Consider the following 23,014-nt stretch of genomic DNA (forward strand, 5'->3'; position numbering starts at 1 on the left):
ATGGCTGGCCGGAGCCGCCTTTGCAATAATTGCCGACGAACTCAACATTCCGTAATAGACCAGGACCGGCGCGGGCCGGTAGCCGAACAGGCGAGTCGACACTGTAGAAAGGTTTCCGGCATGAATAATCTGACACTGCGCCAGCGCATCCTGGCCAGCTTCATGGTCATCCTGGCCATCATGGCATTGATGGTGGTGGTCGATTACCGGCGCCTGCTGGTGATCGAATCGGAAGTCCAGCTGATCAACAGCGACGCGGTGCCGGGCATCTATCACAGCGCCTCGATCCGCGCCGCCTGGCTGACGGGTTTCATCACGGTGCAGGACGCCCTGAGCCTGGATACCGCGCAAGAACGCGCCACCGCCCTGGAGGCCCTGCCGAAAAACGACCAGGCGCTGGACGAAGAGGTCGCGCAATACCGCCGCACCATCGAACGCAACGACGACCTGCAGCTCTTCGAGGCCTTCGAGCGCGAACTGCGGGAGTACAAGCGCATCCGCGCCGAGATCCTGGCGCCGGGCACGCTGGCGGACGCCGCGCTGGCGCAGGCGCGCGTCAAGTCGGACCTGCGGCCGGCGTTCTACAAGGGCCGCGACATCCTGGCCACGGTGGTGACCGAGAACAAGCGGCAGGCCGACGAGGCGGCCGAGGCCATCCGCAAATCGGTGACCGACGCCGAGGTCGGCATGATGGTGTCGCTGGCCCTGGCGATCGTCGCGGCGGTGATCTGCGGCGTGCTGCTGATGCGCGCCATCGCCGACCCGATGCGCTACATCGTCAAGACGCTGGAGTCCACCGGCGGCGGCGATCTGACCCGCCGCCTGAAGCTGGCGCGCAAGGACGAGTTCAACGCCATCGAGACGGGCTTCAACGGCATGCTGGACGAGCTGACCGGACTGGTCGGCAAGACCCAGCGTTCGGCGGTGCAGGTCGCCACTTCGGTCACCGAGATCGCGGCCACCTCGAAGCAGCAGCAGGCGACCGCCTCGGAAGTGGCCGCCACCACCACCGAGATCGGCGCCACCTCGCGCGAAATCTCCGCCACTTCGCGCGAACTGGTGCGCACCATGACGGAAGTCTCGGGCGCGGCCGAACAGACCGCGGCGCTGGCCGGCAATGGCCAGGTCGGGCTGGCGCGCATGGAGGAGACCATGCGCAACGTGGTCGGCGCGGCCGGCTCGGTCAACGCCAAGCTGGCGATCCTCAACGAGAAGGCCGGCAACATCACGCAGGTCGTGACCACGATCACGAAAGTGGCAGACCAGACCAACCTGCTGTCGCTGAACGCCGCCATCGAGGCCGAGAAGGCGGGCGAGTACGGCCGCGGCTTCGTGGTCGTGGCGACCGAGATCCGGCGGCTGGCGGACCAGACCGCCGTCGCCACCTACGACATCGAGCAGATGGTGCGCGAGATCCAGTCGTCGGTCTCGGCCGGCGTCATGGGCATGGACAAGTTTTCCGAGGAAGTGCGCCGCGGCATGGCCGACATGCAGCAGGTGGGCGACCAGCTGTCGCAGATCATCCAGCAGGTGCAGACCCTGGCGCCGCGCGTGCAGATGGTCAACGAAGGCATGCAGGCGCAGGCCACCGGGGCCGAGCAGATCAACCAGGCGCTGCAGCAGCTGAGCGACGCGGCGCAGCAGACGGTGGAGTCGCTGCGCCAGTCCTCGCTGGCCATCGATGAGCTGACGCTGGTGGCCAACGACCTGCGCAGCGGCGTGTCGCGCTTCAAGGTGTGACGGCGGACATGGCGGACTCCCACGCCCGCGCGGCGGCCGCACGCCGGCTGTACCTGCTGTTCTGCATCGGTTCCGACCGCTATGCGCTGGAGGCGCGCGACGTCGCCGAGGTGTTGGGCCTGCGCGCGCTCAAGCAGGTGCCCGGCGCGCCGTCGTGGGTGGCCGGCATGCTGGAGCGCCGCGGCGCGGCGGTCCCGGTCATCGACATGAGCGCGCTGGCCGGAAGGGGGGCGGCGGCGGCCGTGACCAGCACGCGGCTGGCGCTGGTGCGCTACCGCGGCGCGCCGCAAGCCGAACCGCGGCTGCTGGGGCTGATCCTGGAGCAGGCCACGGAAACCGCGCATTTCGACCCGGCCGCGTTCCGGCCGGGCGGGCTGGATCATCCCGAGGCCCGTTACCTGGGGCCGGTGCTGAGCCACGCCGGCGGCCTGGTGCAGGCCGTACGCGTCGACGATCTGCTGCCGGCGGCGGTGCGCGTGCTGCTGTTTCCGGACGAGGCCCGGCCATGATGCTGGTCGACGATTTCAGCGCGCTGCTCAAGCGGCGCATGGGCCTGGACAGCGGCTCGATCGGCAAGGCGGCCGTGGAGCGGGCGGTGCGGCGCCGCATGAGCGTGGCCGGCGTGGACGACGAGGGCGATTACCTGCAGCATGCCCGCAGCTCGCTCGACGAAATGCAGCAGCTGATCGAAGCGGTGATCGTGCCGGAGACCTGGTTCTTCCGGTATCCGGAGTCCCAGGCCGCGATGGCCGCGCTGGCGCGCGAGCGCCTCTACGCGCTTGGCGCCGAGCACCGCGTGCTGCGGGTGCTGAGCCTGCCGTGTTCCAGCGGCGAAGAACCGTATTCCATCGTCATGGCGCTGCTGGACGCCGGCGTGCCGGCCGAACGCTTCCAGGTGGACGCGGTGGACATCAGCGTGCGCATGGTCGAGTTCGCGCAGCGCGCCGTGTATGGCCGCAACGCATTCCGCGGCGACGACCTGGCCTATCGCGACCGTTATTTTTCCGAAACCGGCGACGGCCATCGCCTGGCCGGGCACGTGGCCGCGCGCGTGCGGTTCCGTTCGGGCAACCTGTTCGATCCGGGGCTGCTGGCGGGCGTCGCGCCGTACGACTTCGTGTTCTGCCGCAATCTGCTGATCTATTTCGACGCGGCCACGCAGGAACGCGCCGTGCAGGTGCTGCTGCGCCTGGCGCGAGACGACGGCGCGCTCTTCGTCGGCCCGGCCGAGACCAGCCTGCTGACGGCGCGCCGGCTGCCCGCGCTGCCGATGGCGCGCGCCTTCGCCTTCGGCGCGCGCGCCTTGCCGGCGGCGGCCAAGGCCGCGCCGCGGCCGGCGCGCCCGCTGGCGCATGGCTGGACGCCGCCCCGGCGGGCGCTGCCGCAGGCGCCCGCGCCGGGCCTGGCCCGGCCGCACGCCGCGCGGCCCGCGCCGGCGCCGGCCAGGCAGGACGCCGAGGCCTCGTTGCAGCGCATAGCCGCCCTGGCGGACCAGGGGCGGGTGGACGAGGCCGCCGCGCAATGCCAGGCCCATATCGACGCCCACGGGGTCAGCGCCGAGGCGCTGTATCTGCAAGGGCTGCTGCAGGACGCCGCCGGCGACGCGCGCCAGGCCCAGGCCGCGTACCGCAAGGCGCTGTACCTGGAGCCGACCCACCGCGAGGCGCTGCTGCACCTGGCCGCGCTGGTCGCCTCCGAGGGCGACCACGAGGGCGCCCGCCGCCTGCAGGCGCGCGCGGCGCGCGAGGAGACGCGCCGTGAGTGAAACCCTGGACAGGCTTGCCGACGTGGACGACTGCTGGAACCGCATCGGCATCCGCGGCGACCAGAGTTGCGCGCAGTTGGCGGGCCACGTGCATTGCCGCAACTGTCCGGTCTATGCCGCGGCCGCCAAGCGCATCCTAGATCGCCTGCCGCCGCAGATGGCCGAGGGCGACGGCGGCGCGCCGGAGCCCGCGCATGGCGACCTGTCCGCGCTGCTGGTGTTCCGCGTCCAGCGCGAGTGGCTGGGCCTGCCGGCGCAGGCGCTGGACGAAGTGGCGAGCGTGCGCAGCATCCTCGGCCTGCCGCACCGCCGCGACCCGGCGATGCTGGGCGTGGCCAATGTGCGGGGCACGCTGACCGTATGCGTGTCGCTGGCGCGGCTGCTGGGCCTGGAGGCCGCGCCCGAGGCGCGCGAGCGTCCGGCCGCGGCGCGCATGCTGATCCTGGGCGGCGCGGGCCGCGCGGTGGTGCTGCCGGTCGACGAGGTGCAAGGCATCCACGCCGTCGAGCTGGACCGCCTCGAACCGCTGCCTGCCACGGTGGACGGCGCCGCGCTGAAATACACGCGCGGCATGGCGCGCGCCGGCGGCCGCGCCGTGGGCGTGCTGGACGAAACCCTGCTGATGCAAGCCTTGGAACGGAGCCTGGCGTGAACCCGGAACAGATGCGCGACGCCTCGCTCCTGGAACTGTTCCAGATCGAGACCCGCACCCAGGTGCAGGTGCTCAACGACGGTCTGCTGGCGCTGGAGCACGACCCCACGTCGGCGTCGCACCTGGAAGCCTGCATGCGCGCCGCGCATTCGCTCAAGGGCGCGGCGCGCATCGTGGACCTGCACCCCGCGGTGCGCATCGCGCACGCGATGGAGGACTGCCTGGTCGAAGCGAAGGAAGGGCGGCTGCGGCTGCAGGCCGCCGATATCGACGCCTTGCTGCTGGGCGCCGACCTGCTGCAGCGCGTGGCCACGCCGGGCGCGGAACTGGGCGGCGAGATCGACGATCTGGTGGCCCGGCTGAGCGGCGCGGCGCATGCGCCGCAGGCCGCGGCCGTTGCGCCGCCTGCGATGCCGGCCATCCCGGAACCGCCGGAAGTCCCCGCGGCGCTGCCGGCGCGGCGCAAGTCCGACCTCGGCGCGGGCGAGGGCGAGCGGGTGCTCCGGGTTACCGCCGACACGCTCAACCGCTTGCTGGGCCTGTCCAGCGAAACGCTGGTGGAGTCGCAGTGGATCGCGCCGTTCGGCGCGTCCATGCTGCGCCTGCGGCGGCTGCAGGCCGGTGCGTTGCAGGCGCTGGACGGCGCGCGCACCGCGCTGGCCGGCAAGGCGCTGGACCCGGGCGGGCAGGCCGCGCTGGAGGACGCCTACCGCATCGTCGAACAATGCCAGCAGGAACTGTCGCAGCGCACCGGCGAGGTCGACGAGTTCGGCTGGCGCATGGGCCATCTGGCGCGGCGCCTGTACGACACGGCGCTGGCCTGCCGCATGCGGCCCTTCGGCGACGGCGTGGGCGGCATGGCCCGCATGGTCCGCGACCTGGGCCGCGCGCTGGGCAAGCAGGTGCGCCTGGAGATCGAAGGCGAGTCCACCCAGGTCGACCGCGACATCCTCGAGAAGCTCGACGCGCCGCTGACCCATCTGCTGCGCAACGCCGTCGATCACGGCATAGAAATACCGGCGGTCCGGGCGGCGGCGGGCAAGCCGCCGGAAGGCCTGATCCGGCTGGCGGCGCGGCACGCGGCCGGCATGCTGCTGATCGAACTGAGCGACGACGGCGCCGGCATCGCGCCCGAACGGCTGCGCGACGAAGTGGTGCGGCGCAAGCTGGCCAGCGCGGAGACCGCGGCGCGGCTCAGCGAGGCCGAGCTGCTGGAATTCCTGTTCCTGTCCGGCTTCAGCACGCGCGGCGAGGTCACCGAGATCTCGGGCCGCGGCGTCGGGCTGGACGTGGTGCAGACCATGGTGCGGCAGCTGCGCGGCGCCGTGCGCATCCAGCAGCAGACCGGGCAGGGCACGCGCTTCATGCTGGAGATGCCGCTGTCGCTGTCGGTGGTGCGCAGCCTGCTGGTCGAGATCCAGGAGCAGATCTACGCTTTTCCGCTGGCCTACGTCAGCCATGCCCTGCAGGTGCGGGCCGAGGACATCGAGCAATTGGAAGGGCACCAGCATTTCCGGTTCATGGACCGGCAGATCGGGCTGGTGTCGGCGCGGCAGATCCTGCACACCGACCAGCCCGCGCCGTATTCGGAAACGGTCAGCGTGGTGCTGGTGGGCGAGCACGACCGACTCTACGGCATCGCCGTGGACCGCTACGTCGGCGAGCGCACGCTGGTCGTGCAGCCGCTGGACCCGCGCCTGGGCAAGGTGCAGGACGTGATGGCGGGCGCGCTGATGGACGACGGCACGCCGCTGCTGATCCTCGACGTGGAGGACATGCTGGTGTCGGTGCAGAAGCTCGTCGAAGGCGGGCGGCTGGCGCGGGTCGACGGCCCGGGCGCGGCGGCCCCGGCGCGGCGCCGCAAGCGCGTGCTGGTGGTGGACGATTCGCTGACGGTGCGCGAACTGGAGCGCAAGCTGCTGTTGAACCGGGGCTTCGACGTGGCCGTGGCGGTCGACGGCATGGACGGCTGGAACATGCTGCGCAGCGAATCTTTCGACCTGGTCGTGACCGACGTGGATATGCCGCGCATGGACGGCATCGAGCTGGTGTCGTGCATCAAGGCCGATCCCAGGCTGCAAACCCTGCCGGTCATGGTAGTGTCCTACAAGGACCGCGAAGAGGACCGCCGGCGCGGGCTGGACGCCGGCGCCGACTACTACCTGGCCAAGGGCAGCTTCCATGACGACGCTTTGCTCGACGCCGTCGAAGACCTGATCGGAAAGGCGCACACGTGAGAATCGGGATCGTCAACGATATGCCGATGGCGGTGGAGATGCTGCGGCGCGTGATCGCGCTGGAACCGGCATTCCAGGTGGCGTGGGTGGCGGCCGACGGCCAGGAGGCCGTGGACCTGTGCGCGCGCGACCGCCCGGACCTGGTGCTGATGGACCTCATCATGCCGGTGATGGACGGGGTCGAGGCGACCCGGCGCATCATGGGGGCCACGCCCTGCGCCATCGTGGTGGTCACCTCCGACGTGGCCCGCCATACTTCGCGGGTTTTCGACGCCATGGGCCACGGCGCGCTGGACGCGGCCGACACGCCCGTGGTGGGCGCGGCCGACCTGGGCGCCGCGGCCGCGCCGCTGTTGCGCAAGATCCGCAACATAGGCTGGCTGATCGGCCGCTACGGCAGGCGTCTGCCGCTGAGCCCGGTGGCCGTGCCGGCACCGCAGGCGCATGCGCAGGGGCTGCTGGTCATCGGCGCTTCGGCCGGCGGACCGGCGGCGCTGGCGCAGCTGCTGTCGGGCATCGCGCCGGGCTTTCCGGCCGGCATCGTGCTGGTGCAGCACGTGGACGCCTCGTTCGCCGCCGGCATGGCGGACTGGCTCAACGAGCAGGCGCGGCTGCCGGTGCGGCTGGTGCGCGAGGGCGAGCAGCCCGCGCCGGGGCAGATCCTGCTGGCCGGCACCGACGATCATCTGCGGCTGCTGGCCGATGGTACGCTGCGCTATGCGGAAGATCCCAAGGAAAGCCTGTACCGGCCTTCCATCGACGTGTTTTTCCATAGCGTCGCGCAGCATTGGCGCGGCCGGGCGGCCGGCGTGCTGCTGACGGGCATGGGCCAGGACGGGGCGCGCGGCCTGCGGGCGCTGCGCGAACGGGGCTGGCTGACGATCGCCCAGGACCAGGCCTCCAGCGCCGTCTACGGCATGCCCAAGGCCGCGGCCGCCATGCAGGCGGCCGTGGAAATCCGCCCATTGGACCAAATCGCTTCCCGCCTCACGCAGGCCTTTGCCTGAGCGGCCGGACATTGAACAAAAAGAAGGACTGAATATGTACCCTCCCACAGAAGGCGCGGCGCCGTCGAACCTGCAATCGCACGCGGCCATGGTGCTGCTGGTGGACGACCAGGTCATGGTCGGCGAGGCCATCAGACGGGCGCTGGCGGCGGAGGGCAATATCGACTTCCACTACTGCTCGGACCCGGAAAAAGCGCTGACCGTGGCGATCCAGACGCGGCCCACGGTCATCCTGCAGGACCTGGTGCTGCCCGGCGTGGACGGTCTGAGCCTGGTGCAGCAGTACCGCCAGCATGCCGTCACGCGCGACATTCCCATCATCGTGCTGTCCACCAAGGAAGACCCGGCGATCAAGAGCGCCGCGTTTTCGGCCGGCGCCAACGACTACCTGGTGAAGCTGCCCGATTCCATCGAGCTGGTGGCGCGCATCCGCTACCACTCGCGCTCGTATATGGCGCTGGTGCAGCGCGACGAGGCCTACCAGGCGCTGCGCCAGAGCCAGCAGCAGCTTCTGGAAAGCAATATGGAGCTGCGCCGCCTGACCAATTCGGACGGCCTGACCGGCCTGGGCAACCGCCGCTATTTCGACGAGTACCTCACCGCCGAATGGCAGCGCGCGCAGCGCGACGGCCGCGAGATCAGCATGTTGATGATCGACGTGGACCACTTCAAGTCCTACAACGACACCTACGGCCACATCGCCGGCGACGAGGCGCTCAAGCGCGTGGCCAGCACCATCTTCGCGAGCTGCGACCGCTCCACCGACCTGGCGGCGCGCTTCGGCGGCGAGGAGTTCGCGCTGGTGCTGCCCGGCACGCCCGCCGGCAGCGCGCGGCTCGCGGCCGAAAAGCTGCGCCGCGCCATCGAGGCCATGCAGATTCCGCAGAAGGACGCCGGCTCGGGCCCGTGGCTGACGGTAAGCATCGGCGCGGCCACCGCGGTGCCGCGCGAAGGGCAGGCCTGCACCGACCTGATCCAGGCGGCCGACCGCGGCCTCTACCAGGCCAAGCGCCAGGGCCGCAACCGGGTGGTGGCGGGGGCGCTGGAGGCCGTGTAGCGTCGTGGCGTAGGATGGGTGCAGCGCGAGCGTTCTTGGGCAAAAACGCATAAGCTCAGCGCGCGAAACCCATCAGGCGGCGCGAGCCGCCGCCTTTCGTGGCAAGAGGCCAACATCAGCATGCGGCGAAAAACGGCGGCCGGGGCCGCCTGATGGGTTTCGCGCGTTCGGCAGCCGGGTTCTTGCCTCAGACCTCCCGCGCTGCACCCATCCTACAAATGCAGCTTCGCCGACGACTTGACCTCGTGCATCGACAGCGTGCTCAGCAGTTCCTTCACGCCGGGCAGCGGGCGCAGGCGGTTGCGCACGAAATCCGAATAGGCGTCGAAATCGCGCGCCACGATGTGCAGCAGGTAATCGTGCTGGCCGGTGGTGTTGTGGCAGGCCAGCACCTCGGGCATGGCGAGCACGCCGGCCTCGAACGCGCGGCAGGTCTTTTCGGTATGGTTTTCCAGCGAGATGCTGACGAAGGCCACCACGCCCATGCCCAGCGCGCGGCGGTCCAGGATGGCCTGGTAGCCGCGGATCACGCCGGTGTTCTCCAGGCGCTTGAGGCGCTTCCAGCAGGGCGAGGCCGACAGCGACACGCGCTCGGCCAGCTCGGCGTTGCTGAGCCGCCCATCTTCTTGAAGGATTTTCATGATTTTCCAATCGATCGCATCAAGTTGATGTAACGAGGCAGTGTCTTTCATCGGGTTCGGCTTCAAGGAAAGGTTGTTTCCCATTATCGCCGCCACGCAATAGAAATGGAAAGAATATTGGCGACCGGCGCAGCCATACTGCCATGCATACCCGCGCCGCCGGCGCTATCGTCTGCGCATGCGCGATTTCCACCCCGGGACTACCGAGAGAGGCAGATCATGAGTTACTCCAGCTACCACAAGAAAGACATCTTCGGCCGTCCGCTACACGCCGAAACGCAGATGATGTCCTACGGCTTCGACCCCTTCCTGTCGGAGGGCGCGGTCAAGCCGCCGGTATTCCTGACCTCGACCTTCGCGTTCCGCTCGGCCGAGGACGGGGCGGCGTTCTTCGATCTGGTGTCGGGCCGCAAGCCGCTGGGGCAGGACGAGGCCGCGGGGCTGGTCTACAGCCGCTTCAACCATCCCAACCTGGAGATCGTGGAGGACCGCCTGGCGCTGCTGGACGGCTCGCAGGACGCCGCCGTGACCTCAAGCGGCATGTCGGCGATCAGCGCGGTGTTCCTGGCGTTCCTGCGTCCGGGCGACCAGCTGGTGCAGTCGGTGCCGCTGTATGGCGGCACCGAGACCCTGATATCGCGGATCTTTCCGGAATGGGGCATAGGCTCGCACGCGGTGCGCGACGGCCTGTCGGCGGCCAGCATGCGCGAGGCGCTGGAGGCGGCGGCCGCGCAGGGGCCGGTGCGCCTGTTCTATGTGGAAACGCCGGCCAACCCGACCAATGCGCTGATCGATTTCGCGGCCATGAAGAGCGAACTCGACGCGTTCGAAGGCCGCCACGGCTACCGTCCCATCTCGGTCTGCGACAACACGCTGCTGGGGCCGATTTTCCAGAAGCCGGCCGAACATGGCGTGGACCTGTGCGTGTATTCGCTGACCAAGTACGTGGGCGGCCATAGCGATCTGGTGGCCGGGGCGGTCACCGGCGGCAAGGACCTGATCAAGAAGGTGCGCGCCATCCGCAGCGCGTTCGGCTCGCAGCTCGATCCGCATTCGTGCTGGATGATCACGCGCTCGATGGAGACCGTGGTGCTGCGCATGAAGCAGGCGGCGCGCACGGCGACCAAGGTGGCGCAATGGCTGGCCGGCAATCCGCTGGAGAAGGTGCAGCTGTTCCACCCCGAGCTCATCGCCGACAGCGCCTACCAGGAGGTCTACAAGCGCCAGTGCACCGGGCCGGGCTCGACCTTCGCCTTCGTGCTCGACGGCGGGCGCGAGAAGGCGTTCCGCTTCATCAACGCGCTGCATCTGTTCCGCTCGGCGGTGAGCCTGGGTGGCACCGAATCGCTGATCTGCCATCCGGCCTCCACCACGCACTCGGGCGTGCCGGCGGCCGAGCGCGAGGCCGCCGGGGTGTCGGAAGGATTGATCCGGGTCTCCATCGGGCTGGAGCACGAAGAAGACCTGATCGCCGACATGGAACACGCGCTGCGCAGCTGCTGAGTTCAGGCGGGCAGCCGGCGGCGGTTGAGCAGCACGAACCCCGCCGTGGCCAACAGCAGCAAGGTGGCCGTGGCCAGCACGGCGGCGTAGCCGGTGTCGAACGCGCCGCGGGCCAGCGCCGCCAGCGCGGCGCCCAGGTCGGCCGGCACGTGCTCGGCCACGATGAGCGCCTGGTCCAGGCTGTCGCGCGCGGCGTCCGCGGGCAGGCCCGCCGGCACGTCCAGCGCGTGGGCGTACACGCCCGACAGGATGGAGCCCATCAGCGTGACGCCCAGCGCGCCGCCCAGCTCATAGGACACCTCTTCGATCGAGGCCGCCATGCCGGCGCGCTCGGGCGTGGCGCTTTGCATGATGGTGCTGGAGGCCGCCGTCATGGTGGCGCCTATGCCCAGGCCCAGCACGCACAGGCTGGCCATCTGGGGCAGGATGGAAGCGTCATAGCTGAGCAGGTAGCCGGCCATGCCGGCGCCCGAGACCAGCAGCGCCAGGAACAGCAGGCGCGGTCCGTCGACGCGTCCCAGCAGCCAGCCCGCCAGCGGTCCGGACACGAAGGCGGCCAGCGACAGCGGCAGGATGAAGAGCGCGGCCTCCAGCGGCGACTTGCCCATGACGAGCTGCAGCCGCTGGCTGAACACCAGCTCCATGCCCAGCAGCGCGGCCGCGGCGAACAGCGCCGCCGCCACCGCCGACGAGAAGGCGCGGTTGCGGAATATCGCGAAGTCGATCAGCGGATAGGGCCGCCCGCGCTGGCGCCGCGCGAACACCGCGAGCAGCGCCGCGCCCGCGGCGCAGGCCAGCGCGGCGTGAGTCCACGAGGGCGCGGGCTTGCCCAGTTCCTTGAGCGCGTAGGCGCACAGGATCAGCCCGGCCATCACCTGCAGCGAACCGGCCAGGTCCCACGGACGCCCGGTCTGCGGCCGGCTGGCCGGGATGCAGCGCCACGCCAGCGGCAGGGCCAGCAGCACGATGGGCACGTTGATCAGAAACACCGAGCCCCACCAGAAATGTGCCAATAGCGCGCCGCCGATGACCGGGCCGATGGCCGCGCCGCCCGAGGCCACCGAGGCCCAGATGCCGATGGCGACCGCGCGCTCGCGCTCGTCGGCGAAGGTCAGGCGCAGGATGGACAGCGTGGCCGGCATCATCATGGCCGCGCCCACCGCCAGCAGCGCGCGCGCCGCGATCAGCGCGGCCGCGCCGGGCGCATAGGCGGCGGCCAGCGAGGCCACGCCGAACACCGCCAGGCCGGCCATGAACAGGCGCTTGTGGCCCAGCCGGTCGCCCAGCGTGCCCATGCCCAGCAACAGGCCCGAGACCACCAATGCGTAGATGTTCACGATCCACAGCTTGGCCGAGGCGCCGACGTTCAGTTCATGCGTCAGGCGCGGCAGCGCGGTGTAGAGCACGGTCATGTCGACCACGATCAGCAACAGGGCGCTGGACACGATGGCCAGCACCAGCCAGCGGCCGGGCGCGGCCGTGGCGACAGCGTTCGGTTCAGTCCGCTGCATGGTTCCACTCCTTCAAGAGGCGCTATTATTCATCAGGTAATTCGTACGAAAAAGTTTGATTTCATCTATTTAGTAGATGGATAACGGGAGAACCGCATGCAATGGACGCTGGAGCAGCTGCGCCAATTCGTGGCCGCGGCGCAGGCCGGATCGTTCTCCGCGGCCGCGCGCCAGCTGGGCCGGGCACAGTCGGCCGTCAGCACGTCGGTGGGACTGCTGGAGGCCGACCTGGGGGTGGAACTGTTCGACCGCTCGCGGCGCAACGCCACGCTGACCCCGGCCGGCGAGGTGATGCTGCAGGAGGCGCGCGAACTGCTGCGCCAGGCCGGCGGGCTGGAACAGCGCGCGCTGGCGTTCGCCGGCGGGCGCGATGCGCGCCTGTCGATCGCGCTGGACGAGGCCTTGCCGCATCTGGTGCTGGGCGCCTTGCTCAAGGAACTGGCCGAGCGCTTTCCGGCGCTGGAGCTGACCCAGCTGAACGGCACCGCCACCGAGGTCGCCGACTACCTGCGCCAGGGCCGCGCCAGCCTGGCCTTCCACCTGGACCGGGGCGATCCCGGCCCGTCCTTTGCGCATCGCCGCCTGGGCGACGTGGCGCAGGGCATTTTCGTGGCTCGCGGGCATCCGCTGGCCGCGCTGCCCGCCGCCGGGCGCAGCGACCTGGCCCGGCACCGGCAACTGGTCATGCAGATGGATGGCGTCGACGACTTGGTGCTGAGCCCCACGGTATGGCGCGCCGACAGCTGCTACGCCATCGCGGCCATGGCGGCCGACGGCGTGGGCTGGGCCATCCTGCCGCTCAATATCGCGGAGTACGAAGGCAATCGCCAGGCGCTGATCCGGGTGCCCAGCGAGGACCTGTCGCTGCCGATGCTGCCGGTGCGCAGCCTCTGGCTGCAGGGCGGCAGGCTGGGCGAAACCGAGAGCTGGATGCAGCAGCGCATGGAGCAGCTGCTGCGCGAGCAACTGCGCGCCGGGGCGCGCTAACGCAACAGCGCGCTGACCAGGTCGCCGTCGCTGCGCCCGCCCTGGGAGAAGTCCAGCGCGGTCTGCACGTGTTCCAGGTGCGCGTCCATCAGCGCGCAGGCGCGCTCGGCGTCGCCGGCGCGGGCCGCGTCGATGAACTCCTGGTGTTCGCGCGACGAGCAGCTCGCGTCGCGCGAGCTCTGGTAAAGCATGGTGATCACGGCGCTGCGGGCCGACAGCTCGCGTAGCATGCCGGTCAGCACCGAATTGCCGACCACCTCGGCCAGCAGGATGTGGAAATGGCCCAGCAGCTGGTTGCGCGCCTGCACGTCGCCGCCTTCCAGCGCGCGGCGCTCGGCCGCCAGGTGGGCGTCGATGCGGCGGTAGTCGGCGGCCGTGGCGCGCGCCACGAATTCGCGCGCCAGCGCGGCCTCGAGGATGCGGCGCACGGCGTAGACCTCGCGCGCCTCGTTGGCGTCGGGCTTGCTGACGAAGGCGCCCTTGTCGGGAACGATCTGGATCAGCTTGTCCTTGGACAGCATGAGCAGCGCGGCGCGCACCTTGGTGCGGCTGACCTGGTAGACGCGGCCCAGCGCCTCTTCGCGCAGGCGGGTGCCGGGCGGAAGCTGATGCGCCACGATGGCGGCCGCCACTTTCCTGGCGATTTCGTCGGCGCTGAGATCGGTGGGGACGTCCTGGGGCATGGGCGGCGGCGGGGGAATACGGGCAGCCAGTCTAGCAAATGTCGGATGGGGGGGGGCGAGATGGGTTCCGCGCGTTCCGTGACGGGGTTCTTGCGTCGTGAATCTCGCGCTGCACCCATCCTACGTCCCTGGCGCTTCCAGCGCGCGTAACCCATCTTCCGCCCGCCACCCGCTCCGTCAATTCTTCGCCATCAATCCCAGATACTCGATCAGCGACTTCTCCTTGACATAGGTTTCCTGGGCCCAGGCCTTGTAATCCTGGCTGTCGCGGTAGGCGGGTTCCTGGTTCAGCTGTTTCATGACCTCCATGCTGGCCGGGTCGTACAGCGCGCGCTTGAAGGCGTCGTGCAGCGTCTTGACCACGGCGGGGTCCATGCCCTTGGGGCCGGCCAGGCCGTAGGGCGAGGTCGACACGACCTTGTAGCCCAGTTCCTTGGCGGTGGGCACGTCGGGCCAGCGGGTGGTGCGTTTTTCGCCGAAGGTGACCAGCAGGCGCATCTTGCCGGCATCGACGAACTGGTCCCAGCCGGTGGCGTCGCTCTGCGCCATGACGTGGCCGCCCAGCAGGGCCTGCTGCATGTCGGCGTTGCCCTTGAAGGGCACGTGGTTCAGCTTGACCTTGGCGTTGATGGCGACTTCCTCGATCAGCAGGTGGGGCGAGGAGCCCACGCCGGTGGAGCCGTAGTCGACGGTGCCCGGCGCCTTGCGCGCGGCCTCGATGTATTCGTTGAAGGTCTTGTAGGGCGAGTCGGCGCGCACGGTGAAGCCGAAGGTGTAGCCCGACAGCCCGATGATGAAGCTGAAATCGTTGATCGGGTCCCAGCTGCTTTTCTGCATGTAGGGCATGCGCAGCATCGCCAGCGTGTACAGGCTGATGGTGTAGCCGTCGGGCTTGGCGGTCTTGGCCATGGTGGACGGGCCCAGGGTGCCGCCGGCGCCGGGCCGGTTTTCGACGATGACGGGCTGGCCCAGGTATTTGGCGGCGTCCTGCGCCACGATCCGGAGGTGGCGGTCGGTGGAGCCGCCGGCCGGGAAGGGCACGATCAGCGTGATGGGCTTGGACGGGAACGCGGCCTGGGCGCTGGCCTGCAGCGGCAGGACGGCGCCCAGCGCCGCGGTCAGCGCCAGTCCCAGGCAGGCGCGGCGGGTGATGGATGGTTGCATGTGCTTGGTCTCCTCTGGTGGACGCCGCCGGTTCCGCCCGGTCGGTCGTTATTCTGCGGTCATGCCTTTGTCGCGCGCGAGCGCGCCCCATTTCTGGTAGTCGTCGGCGATGCGCCGGCCCATCGCGTCGGCCGGCTCATAGTGCGCGATGGTGCCCGCGCCGATGAGCTTGGCCTGGATCGCCGGGTCGGCCAGGATGGCCTGGACTTCGCGGCCGAGCCGTTCGATTACCGCGCCGGGCGTGCCGCGCGGCGCCAGCAATCCGCCCCAGGACACCGCGTCGAAACCGTCGAAGCCCTGTTCGCCGATGGTGGGCACGTCGGGCAGCACGGACACGCGGCTGGGTGAACCGACCGCCAGCGCGCGCAGCTTGCCCGCCTGGATATGCGGCAGGGCCGCCACCAGGTCGGCGTACATCATGGGCACCTGTCCGCCTATCGTGTCGGTGATGGCGGGCACGCCGCCCTTGTAGGCCACGTGCTGCATGCGGAAGTCGCCCACGTCCTGCAGCCGTTCCATGGTCATGTGGCCGAAGCTGCCGGCGCCCGAGCTGGTGTAGTTCAACTCGCCGGGGTGGGCGCGGGCATAGTCGACCAGCTGCTTCAGGCTGGCGACCTCGGGCAGCTTCTGCGGATTGGTCACGACCACGATGGGCAGGTCGTACACCGTGGCCACGGGCTGGAAGTCCTTGGGCGTCTCGTAGCCGACGTTCCTGTAGAAGAAGGGCGCGAACAGCGTGGGCGTGGCCAGCATCATCAGGGTGTAGCCGTCGGCCGGCGAACGCTTGAGCAGGTTGGCGGCGATCGACCCCGAGGCGCCGGGCCGGTTCTCCACGATGACGGGCTGCCGCAGCCGCGCTTCGAGCTGCTGGCCGATCAGCCGCGAGGCCACGTCGGTCGGGCCGCCGGGCGGAAACGGCACGATCAGCCTGATGGGCTGGCTGGGATAGGATTGCGCGGCCGCGCCGCCCGCCACGAGCAGGCTTGCCGCCAGGGCCAGCACGGCGCGTCGGGCGCGGGAGGGATGGGTGCACGAAGTCGGTGCCGTCATGATCGATGTTCCTGGTCTGCGTTCTTCGGAGATTTCAATCGGCGCGGCCGTCGCCGGGCAGGGTCAGCACGCCCTGCGCCTGCAAGGCCTCTAGCTGCGCGTCGCTCATCTGCAGCAGGCGCTGCAGCACGTCGCGCGTGCCTTCGCCCAGCGTGGGCGGGGCGTGGCGGATGGGCAGGCGCTGCCCGTCCAGGCGGTACGGCGGCGCATAGACGTGCGTGCTGCCGGCCACGGGGTGCGGCAGTTCCTGCACCAGGCCGCCGCGGCGCGTGCGCGGGCCGGTCAGGGCTTCGTGCAGCCCCAGCACCTCGCCGCAGGGAATGCCGCACTCGGTCAGGCGCGCCAGCAGCAGGTCGCGCGGGAATTCGCGGATCAGGCCGGTCACCACGGGCAGCAGGGTCAGGCGGTTCCTGGCGCGCTCGACGTTGGTGGCGTAGCGCGGGTCCTCGACGATGTCGGGGCGCATCACCACGTGGCGGCAGAATTTGTCGAACTGCGCATTGGTGCCGACCGCGATGATGAGCGGGCCGTCGGCGGCTTCGAACATGCCGTAGGGCACGATGGACGGATGGGCGTTGCCGTAGCGCTGCGGGTCGCGGCCCAGCAGCAGGGCGTCCAGGCCGTAGTAGCTGGTGACCATGATGCCGCAGTCGTACAGCGCCATTTCGATCAGGCGGCCGCGGCCGCTGCGTTCGCGCCGGTAGAGCGCGGCCAGGACGGCCTGCGCGGCGTACATGCCGGTCATCATGTCCACCGCCGCGACGCCGAATTTCAACGGCGGCTGCTGCGCTTCGCCGTTGATCGCCATGAGGCCGGTCTCGCCCTGGATGACGAGGTCGTAGCCGGGGCGCGCCGCCTCGGGTCCGGAACTGTCGTAGCCGGCGATGGCGCAGTAGATCAGGTCGGGCTTGACGGCCTTGAGCTGCTCGTAGCCCAGGCCCAGCTTCTCGGCGCCGCCGCTCTTGAAGTTGTGGATCACCACGTCGAACTGCGGCAGCAGGCTGTAGACGATCTCCACGCCGGCGCTGGACTGCAGGTCCAGCGTGATGGACCGCTTGTTGCGGTTCATGCTGTTGTAGTAGGTGGTCTCGCCCTTGCCGATGCGCAGGCCCCAGTCGCGCGTGTCGTCGCCGCGCACCGGGTGTTCGACCTTGACGACCTCGGCGCCGAAGTCGGCCAGCACCTGGCCGCACAGCGGGCCGGCGAAGACGCGGGAAAGGTCCAGGACCCGCACGCCTTCGAGCGGCAGGTCGAGGGCGTCGGGGGGCGGGGTGCCGCTGTTCATGGCATTACTCCTGCGGGGCCAGTGCGATGAAACGGGCGAGATGATGGTCTTCGTCGCCGAACTGATGGTCGATCATGACCAGGCGCTTGGCATAGTGGGCCAGCGGCAGTTCCCAGGTCATGCCGATGCCGCCGTGCAGCTGGATGCATTCTTCGGCCACCAGGATGCCCACGCGTCCGATGGTGTACTTGGCGGCCGACAGCGCGCGCTCGCGCGTGGCGCGGTCGGCATGGCCGAGCTGGGCGGCGGCGTTGATGACGGCCGAGCGCGCCTGTTCGATCTCCAGCAGCACGTCGGCCATGCGGTGCTGCAGGGCCTGGAAGCGGCCTATCGGCACGCCGAACTGCTTGCGGGTCTGCAGGTATTCGAGGGTGGCGTCGCGCGCGGCGTCCATCGCGCCCACGGCTTCGGCGCACAGCGCCAGCACGCCCTTGCCGATGCTGCGTTCCAGCACGGCATGGCCGGCGCCGGCCTGGCCCAGCAGGGCGTCGGCGCCCACGCGCACATGGTCCAGGGTCAGGTCGCCGGCGCGGCCGCCGTCGATCAGGGGGTAGCCCTGCACCTGCAGGCCGGGCGCGCCGGCCGGGACCAGGAAGAGCGAAATGCCGTCGGCGTCGTCGTCGCCGCCCGAGGTGCGCGCCGACACCACAAACAGACCGGCCTGTTCGGCGTGTCCCACCACGGCCTTGGCGCCGTCGAGCCGCCAGCCGTCGCCGTCGCGCTCGGCGCGGGTCCGCACGTGCGCCAGCTCGTAGCCGGCCTGCGCCTCGGCGTGGGCCAGCGACACGATGGCGGCGCCGGACTGCAGCTCGGCCAGCACGGCCTTCTGCGCCGGCGTGCCGGCCGCGGCGATGGCGTCGCCGGCCACCAGCGCGTCCAGGAAGGGCTCCACCACCAGCCCGCGGCCCAGGGCCTCGAACACCACCGCGATGTCGAATCCGGCGCCGCCCAGGCCGCCGTCGTCTTCCGGGAACAGCGCGCCGATGGCGCCCAGCTCGGCATAGCGCCGCCAGAAGTCCGCGCTATAGCCCTGGGACGAGCGCGCGATGTCGTCGCGCACGGCGAAACCGTACTGCTCGGCCACGAAGCGTCGCAGCATGTCCGACAGCATGCGCCGGTCTTCGGTATGGTCGAAATTCATCTGCTTGATTCCTTACAGTCCCAGGATCATCTTGGAGATGATGTTCTTCTGGATTTCGTTCGAGCCGCCGAAGATCGACAGCTTGCGGAAGTTGAAGTACTGCGCGGCGGCGCTGTCGGCGCCGTCCGGCCCGATCTGCGGGCCGTCATAGCCGTCTTCGAGCGCCTGCTTCACGTAGGGCCGGGCATAGACGCCCATGGCGCGGCGGTTGAGCGCCGTGATTTCCTGGCGGATCTGGGTGCCGCGGATCTTCAGCATCGAGCTTTCGGCGCCGGGCGCGCCGCCGTGGGCGGCCGCGGCCAGCACGCGCAGATTGGTCACGCGCATGTTGTCCAGTTCGATCTCGACGCGCGCCAGCCGCGCCGCGAACAGCGGGTCCTCGGCCAGCGGCTTGCCGTTCTTGCGCTGGCGCGCCGCCACGGCCTTGAGCTGCTGCAGCGCCGCCGTCGACAGGCCCACGCCGGCGATATTGGTGCGCTCGTAGGTCAGCAGGTACTTGGCGCAGGACCAGCCGCGGTTTTCTTCGCCCACCAGGTTGGCCACGGGCACGCGCACGTCGGAGAAGAACACTTCGTTGACTTCGTGGTCGCCGTCCAGCGTGACGATGGGACGCACCTCGATGCCGGGGCTGTTCATATCGATGAGCAGAAAGCTGATGCCTTCCTGCGGCTTGCCTTCGCTGCGCGTGCGCACCAGGCAGAAAATCATGTTGGCGTGCTGGCCCAGCGTGGTCCAGGTCTTCTGGCCGTTGACGACGTAGTGGTCGCCGTCGCGCACCGCGGCGGTCTTGAGCGAAGCCAGGTCGGAGCCGGCGCCGGGCTCGGAATAGCCCTGGCACCACCAGTCCGAACCGTCGAGGATGCGCGGCAGCCAGTGGCGCTTCTGCGCTTCGTTGCCGTACTTGATGAGGACCGGGCCCAGCATGCTCAGGCCGAAGGGCACGATGCGCGGGGCGTGGGCCAGGGCGCATTCGTTCTCGAAGATGAACTTCTGCACGGCGCTCCAGCCGGTGCCGCCGTATTCGCGGGGCCAGTGGCTGGCCAGCCAGCCGCGCGCGTTCAGAATGGCGTGCCAGCCTTCCATGTCGGCCTTGGACAGGTGGCGGTGCCCGCGCACCTTGCGCGCCAGTTCCGGCGGCAGTTCGGCCGCCAGGAAGGCGCGCACTTCGGCGCGGAACGCTTCTTCTTCGGGGGTGAAAGTCAGATCCATGGTTGCTCTCGTGATCAATAGATTTCGAACAGTCCGGCCGCGCCCATGCCGCCGCCCACGCACATGGTCACGACCGCGTAGCGGGCGCCGCGGCGGCGGCCCTCCAGCAGCACGTGGCCGGCCAGGCGCGCGCCGGTGACGCCGAACGGATGGCCCAGCGCGATGGCACCGCCGTTGACGTTCAGGCGTTCCATGGGGATGCCGAGTTTTTCCTGGCAATACAGGGCCTGCGAGGCGAAGGCCTCGTTCAGTTCCCAGAGGTCGATGTCCTGCACCGACAGGCCGTGGCGGGCCAGCAGCCTGGGCACGGCGTAGACCGGGCCGATGCCCATCTCGTCGGGTTCGCAGCCCGCGATCGCCAGTCCGCGGAACGCGCCCAGCGGCTGGATGCCGGCGCGCTGCGCCTGCGAGGCCTCCATCAGCACGCAGGCCGCGGCGCCGTCGGAAAGCTGCGAGGCGTTGCCGGCGGTGACGAACTGGCCGGGGCCGCGCACCGGCGCCAGCGCGGCCAGCGCCTCGTAGGTCGTGCCGGGACGGTTGCAGGTGTCGCGGTCCACGGTCACTTCGCGTTCGCTGACCGTGCCGGTGGCGCGATCGGTGACGGCCATGGTGGTGGTGACGGCGATGATCTCCTCGCGGTAGCGGCCGGCGGCCTGCGCGGCCTCGGCGCGCGCCTGGCTCTGGGCGGCGAAACGGTCCTGGGCCTCGCGACTGATGCCGTAGCGCGCCGCGACGATGTCGGCGGTCTCGATCATGGGCAGGTAGAGCTCGGGCTTGTTGGCCACGATCCACGGGTCCATGCCGCTGACGCCGTCGTCGCGGGTGCGGATCTGCGAAACGCATTCCACGCCGCCGGCGATCATGGCTGGCGCGCCGTCCATGACGATGCGGCTGGCGGCGCTGGCGATGGCCTGCAGGCCCGAGGCGCAATAGCGGTTGACGGTGGCGCCGCCCACGCTCAGCGGCAGGCCGGCGCGCACCACCGCCTGGCGGCCGATGTTGCGGCCGGTGGCGCCCTCGGGGTAGCCGCAGCCGATGATGGCGTCCTCGATCAGCGCCGGGTCCACGCCGGCGCGCTCGACCGCGGCGCGCACGGCGTGGGCGGCCAGCGTGGGGCCGGCGATCAGGTTGAATTCGCCGCGCCCCGCTTTGGTGATCGGGGTGCGGGCGGTGGAGACGATAACGGCTTCACGCATGGCAATGGCCTTCGGTAGGTTGGAATTCAGGCGTTGCGGTTCAGGCTGGCGAAATCGCGGCCGCTCTCGGCCAGTTCGATCAGCAGCGGCGAGGGCTTCCAGAACGCCGGGTCCTGGGCCGCGTACCCGCGCAGATCGGCCAGGATGCGAGGCAGGCCCGCCTGGTCCGCGTAGTGCATCGGCCCGCCGCGGTAGCGCGGAAAGCCGTAGCCGGACAGGGCCACCACGTCGATGTCGGACGGCCGCAGGGCGATGCCTTCGCTCAGCACGTTGGCCGCTTCGTTGATCATGGCGGCCAGGTAGCGGCGCTGGATCTCTTCCTCGGAGAAGGCGCGCGGGCTGACGCCGGCGCGCCGGCGTTCGGCGTCGATGATGGCCAGCACCTCGGGATCGGGCTGGCCCTGGCGCGCGCCGTCGGGGTAGAGGTAATAGCCGCGGCCGGTCTTCTGGCCGAACCAGCCGCGTTCGCACAGGCGGTCGGCGATCTGCACATAGCGCAGCGCCGGGTCGCGGGTGGCGGCGCGGCGCTTGCGCGTGGCCCAGCCGATGTCGCCGCCGGCCAGGTCCATCATCTGGTAGGGGCCCATCGGATAGCCGAAGGCGCGCACGGCGGCGTCGATCTCGTAGGGCGAGGCGCCGTCTTCCATCATCATGTCGGCGGCCTGGCGGTAGGCGGCCAGGATGCGGTTGCCGATGAAGCCGTCGCAGACCCCGGCGCGCACCGGGATCTTGCGCAGCCGGCGCGCCAGTTCGAAGCCGGTGGCCACGGTGTCGGGCGCGGTCCGGCTGCCGACCACCACTTCCAGCAGCTTCATGATGTTGGCCGGCGAGAAGAAGTGCAGGCCCAGCACGTCGGCCGGGCCGCGGGTGGCCTGGGCGATGCGGTCCACGTTCAGGTACGAGGTGTTGGTGGCCAGCACGGCGCCGGGCTTGGCCACGCGGTCCAGCTGCGCGAACACGGCGAGCTTGGCGTCCATGTCCTCGTAGATGGCTTCGATGATGAGGTCGGCCTCGGCCAGCGCGTCGTAGGACGTCGCGCCGGTGAAGCGCGCCAGGCGGGCGGCGCGTTCGTCCGCGTCCATCCGTCCTTTGCCGACCAGCAGGTCGTATACCCGCGCGACGCGCGCGCGGCCGCGCTCCAGGGCGGCCTCGTCCTGCTCGACCATCACCACCGGCAGGCCGGCGTCCAGCACCGCCACGGCGATGCCGGCGCCCATGGTGCCGCCGCCCACGACGCCGATCCGCTCCAGCCGCCGCGGCCGGGCCTGCGCCAGTTCCGGCGCCTTGGCGGTCGCGCGTTCGGCGAAGAAGGCGTGCACCAGGCCGGCGCGCTGCGGGCTGTCCAGGCATTGCAGGAACAGCGCGCGTTCGGCCTGCAGGCCCTGTTCGAAAGGCAGTTCGATGGCGGCGCGCACGGCCTCGACGATGCGCGCCGGCGAATACAGCCCGCGGGAGGTGGCGGCGACGCGCTCGGCGGCGGCGTCGACCGCGGCCAGGGCCGCCGGCTTGTCGGCCAGGGCGGCGCTCGCGTCGCGGGTGCGGCGCGGGCCGGCGTGCATGGCGAGCAGCTGGCGGGCATGGGCCAGGCCGGCGCCGAGCGCGTCGTCGCCGTCGGCCACCGCATCGACCAGCCCGGCGGCCAGCGCGTCCTGGGCCGACAGGTGGCGGCCCGACAGCATCAGGTCCAGCGCGGCCTGCGCGCCCATCAGGCGCGGGGCGCGCTGCGTGCCCCCGGCGCCGGGCAACAGGCCCAGATTGACTTCGGGCAGCCCCAGCCTGGCGCCGGGCAGGGCCACGCGATAGTGCGCGGCCAGCGCCACTTCCAGCCCCCCGCCCAGCGCGGCGCCGTGCAGCACGGCCACCACCGGCTTGGGACTGGCTTCGATCAGGTTGCACACCTCGGGCAGCGAAGGCGGCTGCGGCGGCTTGCCGAATTCGCGGATGTCGGCGCCGGCGATGAACGCCTTGCCGGAGCCGGTCAGCAGGATGGCGCGGACCTGCGCGTCGTCCCGGGCCTGGCTCACGGCCCGCGCCAGGCCGGCGCGCACCGCGGCGCTCAGGGCATTGACCGGGGGATGGTCGATGGTCACGACCAGGATGTCCTCGTAGCGGCGCGCGTGAACCGCGCCGGTGCTTGCGCTGTCTGTCATGGACAGGTGTCTCCGTCAGGGCATGCCGGGTTGGCC

At 70.4% G+C, this 23,014-nt stretch carries 19 protein-coding genes; 9 read left to right on the forward strand and 10 right to left on the reverse strand.

Annotation, left to right across the window (positions count from 1 at the left end):
- Nucleotides 1-120: 120 nt before the first annotated feature.
- The 7 genes from AC1M14_RS11600 to AC1M14_RS11630 are packed head-to-tail and all read left to right on the forward strand — an operon-like array spanning nucleotide 121 to nucleotide 8,458.
- The gene (locus tag AC1M14_RS11600; RefSeq protein ID WP_479731632.1) at nucleotides 121-1,740 is read left to right on the forward strand and encodes a methyl-accepting chemotaxis protein; all 1,620 of its coding nucleotides are present in this window, start codon (nucleotides 121-123) and stop codon (nucleotides 1,738-1,740) included.
- An 8-nt stretch (nucleotides 1,741-1,748) separates the two neighbouring features.
- A complete protein-coding gene (locus AC1M14_RS11605) occupies nucleotides 1,749-2,249 on the forward strand; it encodes a chemotaxis protein CheW (protein WP_479731633.1) in 501 nt (166 codons plus the stop codon).
- Nucleotides 2,246-3,505 carry a CheR family methyltransferase gene (locus AC1M14_RS11610; RefSeq protein ID WP_479731634.1) on the forward strand — a complete coding sequence of 420 codons (1,260 nt, stop codon included), beginning with the start codon at nucleotides 2,246-2,248 and terminating at the stop codon, nucleotides 3,503-3,505. Before AC1M14_RS11605 ends, AC1M14_RS11610 begins: the two co-directional genes overlap by 4 nt.
- Nucleotides 3,498-4,157 carry a chemotaxis protein CheW gene (locus tag AC1M14_RS11615; protein WP_479731635.1) on the forward strand — a complete coding sequence of 220 codons (660 nt, stop codon included), beginning with the start codon at nucleotides 3,498-3,500 and terminating at the stop codon, nucleotides 4,155-4,157. The genes AC1M14_RS11610 and AC1M14_RS11615 overlap by 8 nt, the downstream gene beginning before the upstream one ends.
- Nucleotides 4,154-6,394 (forward strand): response regulator, encoded by a 2,241-nt coding sequence (locus tag AC1M14_RS11620; protein WP_479731636.1) that lies wholly within the window; start codon nucleotides 4,154-4,156, stop codon nucleotides 6,392-6,394. Before AC1M14_RS11615 ends, AC1M14_RS11620 begins: the two co-directional genes overlap by 4 nt.
- Nucleotides 6,391-7,401, forward strand: a complete 1,011-nt coding sequence (cheB, locus tag AC1M14_RS11625; RefSeq protein WP_102775947.1) for a chemotaxis response regulator protein-glutamate methylesterase — start codon at nucleotides 6,391-6,393, stop codon at nucleotides 7,399-7,401. The genes AC1M14_RS11620 and cheB overlap by 4 nt, the downstream gene beginning before the upstream one ends.
- A 34-nt stretch (nucleotides 7,402-7,435) precedes the next feature.
- On the forward strand, nucleotides 7,436-8,458 hold the full coding sequence (locus AC1M14_RS11630; RefSeq protein ID WP_209166860.1) for a response regulator: 1,023 nt from the start codon (nucleotides 7,436-7,438) through the stop codon (nucleotides 8,456-8,458).
- A gap of 212 nt (nucleotides 8,459-8,670) precedes the next feature.
- Here the strand turns inward: AC1M14_RS11630 and AC1M14_RS11635 are convergent, their stop codons facing one another.
- Nucleotides 8,671-9,099 carry an Lrp/AsnC family transcriptional regulator gene (locus AC1M14_RS11635; protein ID WP_246842358.1) on the reverse strand — a complete coding sequence of 143 codons (429 nt, stop codon included), beginning with the start codon at nucleotides 9,097-9,099 and terminating at the stop codon, nucleotides 8,671-8,673.
- A gap of 219 nt (nucleotides 9,100-9,318) precedes the next feature.
- Here AC1M14_RS11635 and AC1M14_RS11640 point away from each other — a divergent pair, with 219 nt between their 5' ends.
- Nucleotides 9,319-10,602 (forward strand): cystathionine gamma-synthase family protein, encoded by a 1,284-nt coding sequence (locus AC1M14_RS11640; protein WP_479731637.1) that lies wholly within the window; start codon nucleotides 9,319-9,321, stop codon nucleotides 10,600-10,602.
- Nucleotides 10,603-10,604: 2 nt separating this feature from the next.
- Here the strand turns inward: AC1M14_RS11640 and AC1M14_RS11645 are convergent, their stop codons facing one another.
- A complete protein-coding gene (locus tag AC1M14_RS11645) occupies nucleotides 10,605-12,113 on the reverse strand; it encodes an MFS transporter (RefSeq protein WP_479731638.1) in 1,509 nt (502 codons plus the stop codon).
- 96 nt (nucleotides 12,114-12,209) lie between these two features.
- On the opposite strand from AC1M14_RS11645, the gene AC1M14_RS11650 reads away from it, so the two are divergent.
- Nucleotides 12,210-13,100, forward strand: a complete 891-nt coding sequence (locus AC1M14_RS11650; RefSeq protein ID WP_102775952.1) for a LysR family transcriptional regulator — start codon at nucleotides 12,210-12,212, stop codon at nucleotides 13,098-13,100.
- Here AC1M14_RS11650 and AC1M14_RS11655 read toward each other — a convergent pair.
- From AC1M14_RS11655 to AC1M14_RS11690, 8 genes are all read right to left on the reverse strand, one after another.
- Nucleotides 13,097-13,783 carry a GntR family transcriptional regulator gene (locus tag AC1M14_RS11655; protein WP_209166862.1) on the reverse strand — a complete coding sequence of 229 codons (687 nt, stop codon included), beginning with the start codon at nucleotides 13,781-13,783 and terminating at the stop codon, nucleotides 13,097-13,099. The genes AC1M14_RS11650 and AC1M14_RS11655 overlap by 4 nt on opposite strands.
- Before the next feature lie 177 nt (nucleotides 13,784-13,960).
- Nucleotides 13,961-14,947, reverse strand: coding sequence for a tripartite tricarboxylate transporter substrate binding protein (locus AC1M14_RS11660; protein WP_479731639.1), 987 nt, complete (start codon nucleotides 14,945-14,947; stop codon nucleotides 13,961-13,963).
- Nucleotides 14,948-14,995: 48 nt separating this feature from the next.
- Nucleotides 14,996-15,997, reverse strand: coding sequence for a Bug family tripartite tricarboxylate transporter substrate binding protein (locus AC1M14_RS11665; RefSeq protein WP_479731640.1), 1,002 nt, complete (start codon nucleotides 15,995-15,997; stop codon nucleotides 14,996-14,998).
- A 34-nt stretch (nucleotides 15,998-16,031) separates the two neighbouring features.
- Nucleotides 16,032-17,282, reverse strand: coding sequence for a CaiB/BaiF CoA transferase family protein (locus AC1M14_RS11670; RefSeq protein WP_479731641.1), 1,251 nt, complete (start codon nucleotides 17,280-17,282; stop codon nucleotides 16,032-16,034).
- Nucleotides 17,283-17,286: 4 nt separating this feature from the next.
- Nucleotides 17,287-18,423, reverse strand: a complete 1,137-nt coding sequence (locus AC1M14_RS11675) for an acyl-CoA dehydrogenase family protein (RefSeq protein ID WP_479731642.1) — start codon at nucleotides 18,421-18,423, stop codon at nucleotides 17,287-17,289.
- A 12-nt stretch (nucleotides 18,424-18,435) separates the two neighbouring features.
- A complete protein-coding gene (locus AC1M14_RS11680; RefSeq protein ID WP_102775958.1) occupies nucleotides 18,436-19,632 on the reverse strand; it encodes an acyl-CoA dehydrogenase family protein in 1,197 nt (398 codons plus the stop codon).
- Nucleotides 19,633-19,646: 14 nt separating this feature from the next.
- Complete coding sequence (locus AC1M14_RS11685) at nucleotides 19,647-20,828, reverse strand: acetyl-CoA C-acyltransferase (RefSeq protein WP_102775959.1); 1,182 nt, start codon at nucleotides 20,826-20,828, stop codon at nucleotides 19,647-19,649.
- A gap of 26 nt (nucleotides 20,829-20,854) precedes the next feature.
- Entirely contained in the window at nucleotides 20,855-22,978 is a 2,124-nt protein-coding gene (locus AC1M14_RS11690; RefSeq protein WP_479731643.1) for a 3-hydroxyacyl-CoA dehydrogenase NAD-binding domain-containing protein, read from the reverse strand.
- Between the last annotated feature and the right edge of the window lie 36 nt (nucleotides 22,979-23,014).

The organism is Achromobacter sp. SX5 (assembly GCF_056711425.1).